Origin of the sequence: Cellvibrio fibrivorans, from assembly GCF_031457055.1 — a bacterium.
Taxonomy (GTDB): Bacteria; Pseudomonadota; Gammaproteobacteria; order Pseudomonadales; family Cellvibrionaceae; genus Cellvibrio; species Cellvibrio fibrivorans.
Genome location: NZ_JAVDVX010000005.1, coordinates 200,416 through 215,237, shown reverse-complemented (window position 1 = coordinate 215,237; position 14,822 = coordinate 200,416). Strand labels below are relative to the sequence as shown.

The following is a 14,822-nucleotide window of genomic DNA, read 5'->3' as shown; positions in this document are numbered from 1 at the left end:
GGGATCGGCAATGGGCAATGAATGCTGCTTTCCCTTCCTGAAGGCATTCTTTATAGTACGCCCGCTGAAAAAATTCCCTGTCATTGGCGGTAGGTTGATCCCTTCCCCACCGCCTGCACCACGAGGTTAAGCCCCATGGCTCAATACGTATTTAGCATGCATAGGCTCGGCAAGATTGTGCCGCCCAAGCGTGAAATCCTGAAAGATATCTCCCTCTCCTTCTTCCCCGGCGCCAAGATCGGTGTACTCGGTTTGAACGGCTCGGGTAAATCCACCCTCTTGCGCATCATGGCTGGCGTGGATCAGGATTTTAACGGCGAAGCCCGCCCCATGCCGAACCTGAAAATCGGCTATCTGCCGCAGGAACCGCAACTCGATCCCGCCAAAGATGTGCTGGGCAACGTGCAAGACGGTGTGCGTGAAGCGGTTGATGCGCTGGCTGAGTTGGACCAAATCTACGCCGCCTACGCCGAACCCGACGCCGACTTTGACGAGCTGGCAAAAAAACAAGCCAAATGTGAAGACATCATCCAGGCTTGGGATGCGCACAACCTGCAACATACCTTGGAAGTTGCCGCCGATGCCTTGCGCCTGCCGCCGTGGGATGCAGACGTAACCGTGCTGTCTGGTGGTGAACGCCGCCGTGTGGCGCTTTGCCGCTTGCTGTTGTCACGCCCCGATATGCTATTGCTCGACGAACCGACCAACCACTTGGATGCTGAGTCCGTATATTGGCTGGAACAATTCCTCCACAACTTCACCGGCACCGTAGTGGCGATTACCCATGATCGCTACTTCCTCGATAACGCCGCCGGTTGGATTCTGGAACTCGACCGCGGCCACGGTATTCCGTACGAAGGTAACTACACCAGCTGGCTGGAACAGAAAGATGCGCGCTTGGAGCAAGAGCAACGCACTGAAGCAGCACACCAGAAAGCATTGAAAACCGAATTGGAATGGGTGCGTCAGAACCCTAAAGGCCGCCAAGCCAAGAGCAAGGCGCGTCTCGCTCGCTTTGATGAATTGCAATCGCAAGAATTCCAGGCGCGCAACGAAACCAACGAGATCTACATTCCGCCGGGCGAGCGCCTGGGCGATAAAGTCATCGTGTTGGAAAACGTCAATAAGGGTTATGGCGATCGCCTGTTGATCGACAACCTGTCACTGAGCATTCCTAAAGGTGCAGTGGTGGGTATTGTCGGCGGTAACGGCGCCGGTAAATCAACGCTGTTCCGCATGATCTCCGGCACTGAGAAACCCGATAGCGGTACTGTTACTTTGGGCGATACCGTAAAAGTCGCCTACGTTGAACAGAGCCGCGAAAATCTGGACGATAAGAAATCCGTGTGGGAAGCAGTATCCGACGGTTTGGATATTTTGAAAATCGGCAACTACGAAGTTAGCTCGCGCTCTTACCTGGGTCGCTTTAACTTCAAAGGCGGTGATCAGCAAAAACGTGTGGGCGAACTCTCTGGTGGTGAGCGCGGCCGCTTACATTTGGCCAACACCTTGAAGCAAGGCGCCAACGTACTCTTACTCGACGAACCGTCAAACGATTTGGACATTGAAACCCTGCGCGCATTGGAAGATGCAATCCTCGCCTTCCCCGGCTGTGTATTGGTGATCTCGCATGACCGCTGGTTCCTCGACCGTATCGCAACCCACATACTCGCGTATGAAGGCGACTCCGATATTGTTTTCTTTGAAGGCAACTACACGGAATATCACGAGGATTTCGTCAAACGTAAGGGGCAAGATTCTCAACCGAAGCGCATGAAGTACAAACCGCTGAAGGCTTAAGATAAGAAATGTAATGAAACTGAAAAGGCAGCTCCCACGAGCTGCCTTTTTTGTTTATGCGGCCCACAATGTTCAAACCACTCTATAAAAAACAAAAACTCAACCAAGTCACAAGGAGACACCATGCCACAAAAATTCCTGAGATTGATCTTGCCGCTTCTGGGTCTGTGCTTCAGCAATAACACCTTTGCTGCAGACGGACTCGATCTCACCAACACCGCTGCCGGTTGGTTTTGCGTAGGCCTATTTGTTATCGCCTATGCCTTTGTGATGCTTGAAGAAAAACTGCATCTGCGCAAATCCAAACCGGTGCTCGCAGCAGCGGGAATTATCTGGGTCATCATTGGTTGGATTTACACGCAGCACGAACAATCGGCGCTAGCGGAACAAGCGTTTCGCCATACACTGCTTGAATTCGCTGAGCTGATGTTATTTTTGCTGGTCGCCATGACCTACATTAATGCGATGGATGAACGCGGATTATTTAACGCACTGCGCGGGTGGTTAATCAAAAAAGGCTTTAGCTACCGCCAATTATTTTGGATAACCGGTTTGATGGCATTTTTTATTTCACCCATCGCCGACAACCTCACTACCGCATTATTGATGTGTGCCGTTGTATTAAAAATTGCTGAAGATGAGAAAGCCTTTATCAATATGTGTTGCGTCAACATTATCGTTGCGGCCAACGCGGGCGGTGCATTTAGCCCGTTCGGAGATATTACGACGCTGATGGTATGGCAAGCAGGCAAGGTCGATTTTTTCACCTTCTTCCATTTATTTATTCCTTCACTAGTAAACTTTTTGGTGCCTGCAGCGATTATGAGTTTCTTTATAAAAAATCGCCCCTCGCACAAAGACGCCGAAGATTTATTCCTTGAAACACTCACCTACAAAGAAGGCGCCTTCCCCATCCTGTTTTTGTTCCTCGCCACTATCGCCAGCGCCGTTCTCGGCCACGTACTCATCCATATGCCACCAGTATTGGGCATGATGTTAGGCCTTGCCTATTTGCATCTGTACGGCTTTTACTTACGCAAAAAAGGTATTGTGGATTTAAAACACGCAACGCAAACCACGTCCGATTTTATCCCCAAAAAAGACGAAAACCCCATCACCAAAGTTCCCCTGCCCTTTGATGTTTTCCAACCACTTGCGCGCTTGGAGTGGGATACGTTGTTATTTTTCTACGGTGTAATTATGTGTGTAGGCGGGCTAGGTTTTATGGGTTATCTCACGCTGCTATCAGAATCGCTCTACGGTAATTTTAGCGCGACTATTTCGAATATCAGCTTGGGATTAATTTCCGCAGTGATCGATAATATTCCCGTGATGTATGCCGTGCTCACCATGGCTCCGGATTTCTCACAAGGCCAATGGCTGCTGATTACCTTAACAACGGGTGTGGGCGGCAGTATGTTATCGATTGGTTCAGCAGCAGGTGTTGCTCTGATGGGGCAAGCGCGTGGCTATTACAGTTTCCTCGGCCATTTAAAATGGACGCCAGTAGTTGCGTTGGGATATTTCGCGAGTGTGTATGCTCACTTGTGGTTGAATGCGGCGATGATGTAAAAATTTACTCAATAAAAAAGCGCAGATTGCCAAACAACATCTGCGCTTTTTTTATTAACCCATTGCCGCAATATCAACACAGTAATTTTTACCGCATCAACACTAGTAATTATTTTTAATATCCTGATAAATACCAGGATAGTTAGCCTGCAATTCTTTCGCTTTGGTAGCGGCGATATCATCCCAGGTAAATGAGGTATTAGCCCAGCGCGAATCAGTGCGAGGTACGTTGGCGTTGGCCTGATCCATGATCAAACTATCATTGCGGGTTTTAAAACTGGCAGAACCAAAATTCGATTGCTCCAGCACCATGCGATATTGGGTATTGCGTTCATGGCGGGTGCGCTCATTGGAATCCCAGTTCGCTAATGCGCGATAGTGGCTAATAATATTCGGTGCAAAAAATTCACCCCAGTTACCCTGAAATTCCACCTTGGCTTTATCAGTTGCGCTGGCAAAACGAAACGCGTGCGTTCTTATACCGTCTTTGTGGTACACCACCAGCGGATGGCCGTTGTGTTGTTGCAAACCACTCATTGCGCGAGTATCAAAATTACCATGAGCACTGGTGGAGACATGGCTGATAAGTTCTTGTCCATTCCCCTTCAGAGTCCACACAATAACGGTCTCTACGTCATGGCGATGACCACCTAAAAAGGTCAGATTGACGGCCTGATCTTTTTCAAAATACAACTCATAAAAATGTGCGCAGCGTTCCAAACCATCTGTGCCCGCTTTGCATAATTGTCTGTGAATGGTGTTGGAGATATTCGCCCAACCCGCATCGCGGCAACCGCCGTAGTAGCTAGAGGTTGCACCCAAACCCGGATTCTGCCGCAGATTTTCATTGCGATGAAAAGGTGTTCCTGGATAGCAACCATCGGAATCAAAATCAAACAGTGGGTGAAATTTCCTAACAAGTCCTTCGTTATATGCGGTAATCCCTGCATCCCATGTAGGAAATTCATCAGCACTTGCAATACTGACATTGAGCAGCGTTAACAAAACAAAAAAACTTTTTAAAATCTTCGCACTGGTTATGCTTATTCTGTTTAACACGAGTCGGACCTCCAATTGATGGTGATTGTTTTAAACCGACCTCACTCATCATGGAGAGCGAAATCAGAAGCAGGAGTCTAAGGTTCGATAAATGACAGGATGAGGTGATCACAAAATTTAATGGGATTGTCACAAAGGGAAAAACCGGCGCGGAGTTTGTGCTGCGGTTAGAGTAGATGAAATAAAAAAGCCCTCGCTGGCGAGGGCTTTGGGAGGGAAAGTAAAGTTTTTACAAATGGATTACAATTTAAATACTTTATTCAAGAAGGCAATCATATCCGTCACCGCAGGTTCGGAAAGATCTTTGTAGCAGCCGTTGTTGTAATCATTGCAACCTGAATCCAAAAAGCCGTGGTTTTTGCCTTCATATATTTTAAAGCTCACTGGTTTCCCCAATTTTTTCAAATTATCCACATAGGCTTTTGCAACTGTAGGAGTAGTAAGGCCATCCAAAGCTCCCACATGGACAAATTGTTTGGGCAAAGCCAATTCTTTAGCGCTCACCAAATATTGTTGTGGGGATACTGCCTCGTAATATTCGGGATTATCATTCACATTTATTTTATCGCCAAACAGACCACGCGGCTTTGCATTTGCCCATTTCCAGAATTGATTTCCCTCAGCTTCAAAACCACTTTTCGCAACCGCCACCATATCAAAGGCGGCATAGCTCAATATGACAGCCTGAATTTTCAAACCATCTTTAGCGGCAACTTGCTCAGCGCTTACGCCTTTAGGTAAATAAGTCGGTTTAAAACCCAGCGGCTTTTTATCAAACCCATCGCTATCCAAATTGCGCCTGGCAACTGTCGCCATCACGGCTAAATGCCCACCTGCACTATCACCCGTTACCGCTACTTTGCCCGGGTCACCGCCGTAATTTTTGATATTGTCCTTCACCCACAGCACTGCGCCCATTGCATCTTCAATAAGTTCATTGGTCGTAGTGGTGTTATTAACATCGGCGAGCAACCGGTAATTTATATTGACGGTAATAATGTCGGTGCGGCTGGCAATACTATCCGCCAAATCCACCATGCCGGATTTACTACCCAGCAACCAACCTCCTCCATGAATAATCACCAGCACCGGTTTCGCTTTTGTTTTGGTTTCAGGCACGGTGATGTCAAGTGTCAAATCAAACCCCTTGGGACTCGCCCAAGTGATATCGCGAAAATGCTTTATTTCATGCGCAGCAAAAGCCGAGGCGCACAGTGACATAAAAAATAGCGTAAAGATCGAATAGAGACTAAAGCGACGCATCATTATTTTTTCCCAGAGTTATTAGTGCCGATGTTATTTTTTCTGATGGATACAAGATGTTTTCAGTCTGCAGCCAATGACCGCACGACTTTTTGTCAATAATACTATAAGATAATTGGTAAACCATAGCCAAACAATTGAGTAATTGGGTAAAGATTGGAAAAAATGGTGGGGTAACAACTATCGAATCGGCTTCAGATGGTTTTTTTCAATCGCGCAGCATTAATCCGAATAAAAATATCCAAGCGTCAGCCGCTTTGCCGGTGGGAAGCTATTTTCTGGCTGCATATCAATCCAGCTTTTGGGTATTCCGTTTCGGCTTGAACGATACGCTACTGGTAAAAGTGTCATTTTCCTTGCGCAGCACAGAGTCGCTTTTAGCTGCGTGATTTCTCCATAACATAGCTGCAATGCAACAAACGGTTACAAATAGAAATCCGCCTATCCACCACATATTTTCCTGAAAGAAAACCATGGTTTTTCTCCCCCCCAATATTTTCTTCATTACCGATAATTCAAGACGCCATTTCACGGCAGCTCTCTGCACATTTCGTACAGGCCGTTACACAATCGGCCATATCGCCAATATTTGCACAATCTTCTGCACAGGCTTCGCAAATTTCTGCGCATAGCGAACACATATGAAAGCTGAACGATGAATTGCTCATCTGCAACGTTGCACAGGTTTCACAGACCTTTGCGCAGTTAAGCATCAATGTAAAATGCCCCGGTGCAACATGCCTACCACCCGCTTCCAAACAATGATTTACAGCTGTGGAGTAACAAATTTGGCTGCAAGCCAAACAATGTTCAATGCAATCTGAAGTTAAATGGTTAAAAGACATAGAATCCCCCTCAGTGTAAACAACGAAATCATTCAGGCAACTCTACTTTCAGTGCCACATAGAATTTCAGCCAATGCGGTTGCCCTATAAATAATCCTGACGTTTTAACGTTTATTCCGTTCGCTTCCGCACCAATAAAATCAATTTTAAATCAGCTAACTTTTTACTGCGCTTGTGTGAGATTGCGAACAGAAAAACAGACCTATCGAAATTATTGTCAATTTAGCCATTGTGGCTTAGTGGTTTAACTTATCGATGACGAGGTATTTATGAACTATGAACTGCGAGACACTTATGGAATTTATAAATCCAACCCCACACGTGACAACAGCAAGGGGCCCGGCCCCCGCTTGATGGGTGCAGACACGTTAATTGGAAATGACGTTTATAATCGCGCTGACGAGGATCTCGGCGATATCAAAGAAATTATGCTGGATATGGCTAGTGGCAAAATCAGCTACGCGGTTTTGTCATTCGGGTCTTTTTTGGGGATGGGAGAAAAGTTATTTGCTGTACCCTGGAGCGCGTTAACTTTGGATACCGTGAATAAACGCTTCATTCTGGATATCGATAAAAAGCGGCTGGAAAGTGCACCCGGTTTCGATAAGGACGATTGGCCGGACATGGCCGATGAGACTTGGGCAAAAGGCATCCATAATTATTATGGTAGCCAATATCAGGATCGAACAATCAAGAATTAATGCATTAGGATAAATATTTATAGCAGGTCAAATCACACCTAAGCCTTCACAACCTGACTGTCTTTTACTTTTGGCTGATTATGCAAAAACAACACTAAATTTTTTACGGTGGTCACTTTATTCCAATAGGGATTCGCTTCCGGATTTTCAGTACTGATCCCTAATTTCTGTGCGATGTCTAAATAAATGTCATTCAGTTCATCGGAGTCCATTTTATAAATTTCATCAAAACAATCATCTGCTTCAACAGGAAAGCGCCGACTCTTCAAGGAGCACGCCAAAAACGTTTAATTTTGCTCTAACCCCAATTTTTTTAAGGCAAGGATAATTTTGAATGACAGAGCAAGGCTCACAAGCGCGGGGCTCATAAGCCAAATCCAACCAACCAGTTGGTTGACCTATGAAAGCTCCATGTAGTCTTTTCTTGCCCCCTCGTAACCACCTTGCAAAATATCGCGTTCATCGCTGCTTTCGTCATCACTGGTAACAACGCCATCATCCTCTTGCTGGAAAGGTTCGGATGCATGAACCGCTGGGTCAGTCTTTTCTTGATAATTGTGAATACTTTTTGATTTGCCAACCTGGGTATCAATCCGTTTCAACAAATTAGTACCTTTTTTTCGATGATCCTTTGCCGCCGCGCCCTTTTCCGCTGTATCCGGCCAATCCACGCTGTAATAGATGGGTACATCCTGACCAAATATACTCGTGTCACTCAATTTATTAGCACCACGACAATTCTGGTTGTCAGGCCCGCAAGCTTCCCTTTCGGTGTATACCCAATCCACGGAGATTACGTGCTGCGCCTGCAGCAATTTAATAACATCTTTTATCGCACCCTCGGAATGTGTCGTTCCATCCTGGCTGCCGCGCGTGATGTAAACGGTCATAATCTTGCCGTTAACTTTATGGGTCAGTGTGACTTTGGCTGTTGCGTAATTGTATCCGCTGTATTTGCCTTTCTCATGCCTCTCCTGTCGCTCGCTGCGCGCAAATCGCGCTTTTGTACTGCCATATCTCACGCGGATTTGGCGGGGTTTATTCAGCCTGTAGGTCTTGCCTGTGCTCGATCCTATTTTACGGCTCTTCAAACCGACCTGATTCTCCAGTCTGGTAAAGTAACGCCGTTGCCCTATGCTGAGTTTTGCAAGATCGACATCTTTTTTCAGCTTTGCGTTTTCGCCTGTTATTTTGTTGTAATACGTCAGTGCATCCTCCAATTTAAGCTGGATAGTATCTTTACGCTGAACCATAGGTTTCGACAACTGCCAGGTCCGCGGCACCAGTTTTTTTTGCACGACGATATCCGCTTGCGTTGGCGCGTTGGTTGCACCAGCCAATTCTTTTGAAGCTTGCAAGCGAGAATTCGTATGCGCTGCCATCATGGCCTGCATGGATTTAAGCTGGCCCGTAGGCTGTCCATCTCTAGCTATAGATTGCAAGCGCACCTGTGAATGGGTAACTGGCCTATTATCTTCAAAGAGGAACTTGGTTGCGTCATGCCGAAGTTGCGCCGGATCTGCTTGTTGGTTTGAGTGTTGGGGTGGCACGTGGGTTTGCATCGCGATACTTCACCTCGCCAAATAAAAGAATCTCTATTTACCTGAGCAATTTTGCTTTTCACGGCACTTGGCCAAACATCAATCGCCGGAGCCATCTAAGTTTGACTGCCACTAACAATGGGGGGGGGTTACACCGCCTTATCACGGCGCACGCCAATAGCGGACGTTTAATTTTGCTCCGACCCCAATTGTCAAAAAACTAACTATTCAACAGCAATATGTCTTGTAAAAACTTTTTTACAAGACATATTTTCTAACCCGATTGAGCTTGTTGTTGTTCAAAGGTAATCACTATAAATTCTGCAGGATGAACGACCGCCACCATGATCGACACACGCATAAAACCATTTAACAGATCATCTGCAGTCATGGTTGAACCCAAACCAACATCAACTTGAAACGCATCAGCCGCAGAGGCACCTTGTAAGCCACCTTCTTTCCAAACGCCAGTCAAAAAGCTGCTAATCATGCTTTTCACTGCGCTCCAGGTATTGGCATCATTGGGTTCAAACACATAAGCGCGCGCGGCCAACTTTACCGATTGCTCAATAAACGTCATAGTTCTGCGCACGGAAATATAACGCCAATCCTGACTATTTCCATCGAGTGTTCTTGCCCCCCAAACTAAAATTCCCTGGCCATTAAAAAAACGAATCGCATTTATTGATTTGCCCGAAACAGCATCAACATTCAAATTTTCTTGCTGTGAATCGGATAAACGAATCGGCAATGCTGCCGCGCCCACAATGCTAGTGTTAGCCGGTGCATTCCATACCCCACTCATATTGTCGTTAAGGGTATAAACACCGGCCATTGCGCCGCTGGAAGGTAAAATGTTGGCGTTACTCAACACGTGATTAACAATTTGGTTGTAAGTTTGGCTGGAGGCAAGCAATGCGGCCTGTAACTGGCTATTAGACATTGAATTAGGTGGCGGAGCCTGAATTGTTGCGAGAATTTGCGCTGCAACCGGGTTAGGTGCACTCGGTGGATTCAACAAGGGTTCAAGCTGTTTAGTATCCCCGCCAAATAAATTGGTAAAGTCAATGTCGCTTGGCTGCATAACAGTTGTGCAGATAAACGGATAATAACTCACACCATAACTCAAGCCGGAATTACCCGTGTTGTTACGAAATGCCTGAATGTCATTGGTATACAAAATAGGGTCAGGGCAAGCTCCGCCAATCACATCAAATATGCACACAGCTGTTTGCATAGTTTGCGCTTGTAACAACATGCTTTGCATCAAGGTGCCATTGTCAGCAATCGATAATAACGTTGCCTCCGGGCAGATATACATTGTCGGCTCGGGCTCATTTTGCAGAAGTGCCAAACCCGTTTGTAAGTCAGTTAATGTAACGTTGGGATTAACCACCTGCGCAGCAGGATCAGCCAATGGTTGTTTATTGGCAGGGCCATAACCACCCACCGAAACTATATACGCAGCACCGCCTCCATTTTGATAAAACAAACGCACACTGTTGTACAAATAATAAATAGTACTGGGATCCGGCAGAATAGAATAATAAGTGCCGGCCAACATCATGTAATCCCCTCTGGTTGGCATAGCTTGTTGAGCAATCAGATAATATTCAGGATTATATTGTTTGGCTGCATCCGCTGGAGGTGGGGGATTATCCAGCATAAAAATTGCCTGGAATTCCGCAAACGAATTTATTTTTTGCGGTTTATTGTAGTAAGACTTGCCCTGATATTCTGCTTTCGGTGTATAGCCAACAAACGCCGGGACGGCGGTAGCTACAGGGGCAACAGAATTAGGAAATGCGTTAAGTTCATCAACATAAACCCCGGGAGTTGAAAGAGTTGCCATATTTATATCACCCTAATTTCCTGATTTGGTAATGTTAACTGGACTTTATTTCATCACCACAAAGTTCGATGGCAAGCCCAGGGTTCGCACTTACCGTAGGTTGCCGGTGAGGAACGAACCGCAACATGACATTGCTTCCGCTTGCGGATTGAAAGTATCCACGCGCGAGTTTCAGTAATTGTTAGGCTTTATTTAGCCTTAAAATTCAAAACCTCAAAATACCAATATTGATCAGTAAATTCAGTTTTAGGCTCTACTGAATAATAGGATATGAATTTATATTCAGGGTTTAATTTGATTTCAGATTGGAACACGCCGTCACGCTCTTGCTTTTGTACGGATGAAATTAGTTCGTGAATTCTATGCCCTTCACATTTGCTTTTTTTCCAAGGCTGCTTTTTGCCATAAACACTTTGAGCGCGCGCAGTGCAGGTGCCTTTACGAACAGTTATTTTTTCAATCGTGTAGCCGAAAACGCCACCATGTCGCAGTGTATAGCTATAGGATTTTGGTTCATTTAAAAGCCAGCTACTTTTTAGGTCGGCAAGCTGATCTTCGGAATATTCAGAAGCCCAACTAAAAGAACTAAACAGTAATAAAGCGAAAATGGTGAGTTTCATAATTTCCTAACACATTTCATGAGCTGTCCTTCTTAACTCGCAGGTTTGCTCTGGTGTAAACCGTCGATAATTTAGAAGCCACCCGTAGAGCGTATAAACGATGCTATTTAAAGTCAGTTAACGGCCATTTTCGGACATTGGAAAAGGTATCGAAACACTAGATTACTCGAATTGAATTTTCCATAGTTCGATCTGAATCTACTCTTTCTCGACTACTACTTTCTCGATACGATCCTTTAACCAACCGCCAAATACAACCGGCCTCCATTCAGCACCGAATTTTGAACCCACATCAGCGAGATATCCAATAGCACCACCCGCAATCCCTCCGATAATTTGAGCCGATGGATCAGCAACAGCTGCGCCCAAAAAAGAGCCAGCCGTTCCAGCACCAATAGCGCCAAACATGCTTAAAAATTTCCGAGCACCGGTAGTAAATCCAGACTCTTTTGCTACTTCGGTGTGATAAGCAATAATTGCATCTCTATCACGGCCATTTTCTTGCTGCAACCAATATCTAAATTTTTTAGATTTTTCTCTAATTAACAGCACATCCCTAAGAGATAATTTTCCAGAGTTGACTAAAAATCTAATATCGGGAAATTCAACCTTTTCCTTTAATCCCTCAATAATATCTCCTGATTTCGTTAAACGTTTCTTAGATTCATATAGCTTATCACCTACTAACGTGCTCATAGGTTGCGGCAAATAGAGATCTAAGCCCAATGATGACGCTGACCAAATGAGTCGATTAGAGTGTGCAGCGGCCGTTAGTGGTGATCCATTATTAAACCCGACTTCGTGACCAATCAAATTATTTAAATACTCAAAGCTGATATTGAATGAAATTGTTTGCTTAAGTCCATCGGGATCAGTATTAATTATTGTTTTTATCTCAGGAGGTCGGCCTAAATTTTTTACTCTATATATTTCGTCAACAAAAGCTTGAAGAATAATACTGTTGCGCCTTGGATCTTTAAAGTCAAATCTTGCATTTTCAATCGCCCGTTCAAATTCACCGGCTTTTGATTCAATAACATTCCCATTGAATGCAGAATAAAGATATCTTCGGTGTCTCGCCTTGGGAAATAAGGCTTCAATAGAATCACTATATAGAAACCGTTTCTCAAAGGAGTCTTTTTCAACTTGAAAGACATCTTGAATATTGTAAATCGAATATTCACCATTTTTTTCTATTGCTGAACTTGCGAAAGAATATTCATAAAATTTAACGCATCCTTCTTTCAACAACATATAAAAATCGTTGAGCGCGCCCTGCTTTATAAACCAATTTATGAAGGCAGCCAGCTGAGGCTGATTGGAAGGGTTCACATAAACCGTGTCATAGTATATGAGCGCCTCAGCAAACAAGCCGATATCTATTGTTTGTCCAGATGAAATTAGCTCAGGAGATGCATATGCCCATGATTCTATTGGCACCAAAGTGCAGCTGTTTTTCGTCATTGAAACTCCTATATTCATTGAGCTTTAAAATTTTTAAATGGCGGGCCTCTGGAGTTTGCTCTCTTAAGTTATAACTCCTGTTAATTAAACCTAAGTACCGAGCACGGCACAAACGAGGGCCTGAGCGCATTGAAAATTAAATCAGAAAAATTACATCGCTTACCGGCCAAGAGCAGACTTTGGGGGCAGGATGCTCAGCAAGTGAAAGTAATAATTTTAATGTAGTATTTTACCTGTTTTTGCCACAGTTGCTTGTTAGGCTTTAAATTTATGCGCAGATAACACTTAATAAGTTTTGAACTAAAACAAAACCCAAAAAAGCGAATGCGAGCACGTAACATAGAAAGCAGATTGCTCGAATTTTACTTTTTGCTACGTTAGCGTTGTTCCATGTAAACCAAAATGCAGCTCCTTTTTTAGCTTCTTCTAGGGAGAGATTTTCGAGAATATAGTCAAAAACAGCGAGCTGAACTCCACGGTCGGCAAGCAGGACCTCTTTGCTTTCACTTTTAAACTCATATAAGGCTTCTTGTATATAACCATCAACCGGGTGTGTATCTGTTGCGCCCTTTCTCCGCTCAATCAAACGTTTAGCAGCATCTAGGGCATCATTTCCGGTGAAAACTCTATAAAGCTGAAATAGGCTTTGATATTGATCTAATAGCTGCGGCACGTTCAAGCCAGTATGATCCATATATTTCTGAGGATATTGAAAATGTTTGTAAGCTTCTGAGATTATGAAACTTGAATCCTGGTGACTCTCCAAGAAGTCTTTGAATGTGGGGTATTCTTTTACAATTTTTGGACAAAATATTTGATAAATAATAGTCCCACATGCAAAAAGTAGAGATGAAAAATATAGGGCTTTCCAGCTAAAAGGAAGAATTAAAGTTAAGTTGAATACTTGATTGAAAATATGTAATTCAACCTCTGGGGCAATATTCTCAAGAACTTTTGCAGCGACCGGTATTACTATCATCCAGATATATGATGACCTAACTAATTTGCTTTGACCTAAATTAGATAGCAATCTCCAGTTTGTATTTAATGGATTTTTTATATTCATTTATCCTTTCCGATAATACAGCCTAACGTTTGGTTAAGGGCCGGGCTTTAGCCCGCCCCAACGAGCGAAGCGAGTGATTTGAACCATTTGTTATGTGAATTGTTCCAGTATTCCGTATAAACCAACAAACCTTATATTTAAATTTTTATTATGCCTTAGCACTATTTCTAATTCGTGTTTCTGGTACATGATCGGGCTAGCTTGCACGGAACCAGTCCATGATTTCATAAGTAATATAGCGGAGCTTTCTACATCTATTTCCCACCAGCTCTCAATGTACTTATTTAAAAAATTAACCAGTGACTTTATAGCGATTAGAGCGTCTTCTGCTGAGTATTGACTTGGGTCAAGTGACATTTTGGTTACTTTGCACTTCTCATTTGAGTTGTCCTGAAGTGCTTTATGGTAGTAAGCGATACTCTCATCGCCTAAAGCGGTAACCACATCTTGCTGGACTGTTTTTACTTTAGGATGAACTAATTCGTTTCTTTGATCGATTAGTTTTTGAATTATCTGGGTTTCTCTTTCTCCGCGTGGCAATGATTTGTCCTTATGCCACTGAAGAACAAGTTCGAATTTATCTAGGGTGGAGAATTTGTCAATATTGCTTTTTAACTTAGAGGTTATCTCGATCGATGTAATGAACGAATTAGCGGCAGCTTCTAAAGCGTAATTTACAGATAAAATGCTAGATTTTGCCAATGTGTTTTGCGTGTATTTATCGGTTTCCGATGATGCAAGCTCATAAAGCAATACAGCATCTGAGAAAATAGAGAAAAATGTATTTTCTGTTATTTCCACTGAGTGACTCATAGTGCTCCGTGATCGCATAATGTTCGGCTCAACCGCTTGTTAGGCATTTATTGCACCAACTATATAACCTGCAGAAAGTTATTCCAACTAATTTGGTGTAGTGCTGTATAACTCCAAAAAAGTGGTTGAACCTTCAATCGATTTAGTTCGTGCTAAATTAAAGGGTTGACTATCACTCCAATTTATTATGGAGCTATACGGCACAAACAATCTCAATTAGTTGTCT

The 14,822-nt window shown here is 44.0% G+C and carries 14 protein-coding genes; 4 read left to right on the top strand and 10 right to left on the bottom strand.

What is annotated here, in order from left to right; genetic code table 11:
- Window positions 1-135 precede the first annotated feature (135 nt).
- Window positions 136-1,800, top strand: a complete 1,665-nt coding sequence (ettA, locus tag J2X05_RS14310; protein ID WP_310073587.1) for an energy-dependent translational throttle protein EttA — start codon at window positions 136-138, stop codon at window positions 1,798-1,800.
- A 123-nt stretch (window positions 1,801-1,923) separates the two neighbouring features.
- Window positions 1,924-3,372: a sodium:proton antiporter NhaD gene (nhaD, locus tag J2X05_RS14305; RefSeq protein WP_310073586.1), complete on the top strand. Its 1,449-nt coding sequence runs from the start codon at window positions 1,924-1,926 to the stop codon at window positions 3,370-3,372.
- Window positions 3,373-3,474: 102 nt separating this feature from the next.
- Here nhaD and J2X05_RS14300 read toward each other — a convergent pair whose 3' ends face one another.
- Both J2X05_RS14300 and J2X05_RS14295 read right to left on the bottom strand, forming a co-directional pair.
- On the bottom strand, window positions 3,475-4,431 hold the full coding sequence (locus J2X05_RS14300; protein ID WP_310073584.1) for an NPP1 family protein: 957 nt from the start codon (window positions 4,429-4,431) through the stop codon (window positions 3,475-3,477).
- 240 nt (window positions 4,432-4,671) lie between these two features.
- Complete coding sequence (locus J2X05_RS14295) at window positions 4,672-5,697, bottom strand: alpha/beta hydrolase (protein ID WP_310073583.1); 1,026 nt, start codon at window positions 5,695-5,697, stop codon at window positions 4,672-4,674.
- A 134-nt stretch (window positions 5,698-5,831) separates the two neighbouring features.
- Here J2X05_RS14295 and J2X05_RS14290 point away from each other — a divergent pair, with 134 nt between their 5' ends.
- Window positions 5,832-6,083: a hypothetical protein gene (locus tag J2X05_RS14290; RefSeq protein ID WP_310073581.1), complete on the top strand. Its 252-nt coding sequence runs from the start codon at window positions 5,832-5,834 to the stop codon at window positions 6,081-6,083.
- Window positions 6,084-6,209: 126 nt separating this feature from the next.
- Here the strand turns inward: J2X05_RS14290 and J2X05_RS21235 are convergent, their stop codons facing one another.
- Window positions 6,210-6,539: a four-helix bundle copper-binding protein gene (locus J2X05_RS21235; RefSeq protein WP_510183814.1), complete on the bottom strand. Its 330-nt coding sequence runs from the start codon at window positions 6,537-6,539 to the stop codon at window positions 6,210-6,212.
- A gap of 269 nt (window positions 6,540-6,808) precedes the next feature.
- Between J2X05_RS21235 and J2X05_RS14285 the strand changes: the two genes are divergently transcribed.
- Window positions 6,809-7,240, top strand: a complete 432-nt coding sequence (locus J2X05_RS14285) for a PRC-barrel domain-containing protein (protein ID WP_310073580.1) — start codon at window positions 6,809-6,811, stop codon at window positions 7,238-7,240.
- 38 nt (window positions 7,241-7,278) lie between these two features.
- Here the strand turns inward: J2X05_RS14285 and J2X05_RS14280 are convergent, their stop codons facing one another.
- From J2X05_RS14280 to J2X05_RS14250, 7 genes are all read right to left on the bottom strand, one after another.
- Entirely contained in the window at window positions 7,279-7,509 is a 231-nt protein-coding gene (locus tag J2X05_RS14280; RefSeq protein ID WP_310073579.1) for a hypothetical protein, read from the bottom strand.
- 129 nt (window positions 7,510-7,638) lie between these two features.
- Complete coding sequence (locus tag J2X05_RS14275; RefSeq protein ID WP_310073577.1) at window positions 7,639-8,802, bottom strand: hypothetical protein; 1,164 nt, start codon at window positions 8,800-8,802, stop codon at window positions 7,639-7,641.
- Between the two features lie 253 nt (window positions 8,803-9,055).
- Window positions 9,056-10,633 carry a contractile injection system sheath protein gene (locus J2X05_RS14270; protein WP_310073575.1) on the bottom strand — a complete coding sequence of 526 codons (1,578 nt, stop codon included), beginning with the start codon at window positions 10,631-10,633 and terminating at the stop codon, window positions 9,056-9,058.
- Window positions 10,634-10,821: 188 nt separating this feature from the next.
- Window positions 10,822-11,253: a DUF6174 domain-containing protein gene (locus J2X05_RS14265; RefSeq protein ID WP_310073573.1), complete on the bottom strand. Its 432-nt coding sequence runs from the start codon at window positions 11,251-11,253 to the stop codon at window positions 10,822-10,824.
- Between the two features lie 198 nt (window positions 11,254-11,451).
- A complete protein-coding gene (locus J2X05_RS14260) occupies window positions 11,452-12,717 on the bottom strand; it encodes a hypothetical protein (RefSeq protein ID WP_310073570.1) in 1,266 nt (421 codons plus the stop codon).
- 268 nt (window positions 12,718-12,985) lie between these two features.
- Entirely contained in the window at window positions 12,986-13,783 is a 798-nt protein-coding gene (locus J2X05_RS14255; protein ID WP_310073568.1) for a hypothetical protein, read from the bottom strand.
- 90 nt (window positions 13,784-13,873) lie between these two features.
- Complete coding sequence (locus tag J2X05_RS14250; protein WP_310073567.1) at window positions 13,874-14,596, bottom strand: hypothetical protein; 723 nt, start codon at window positions 14,594-14,596, stop codon at window positions 13,874-13,876.
- Window positions 14,597-14,822: the final 226 nt, after the last annotated feature.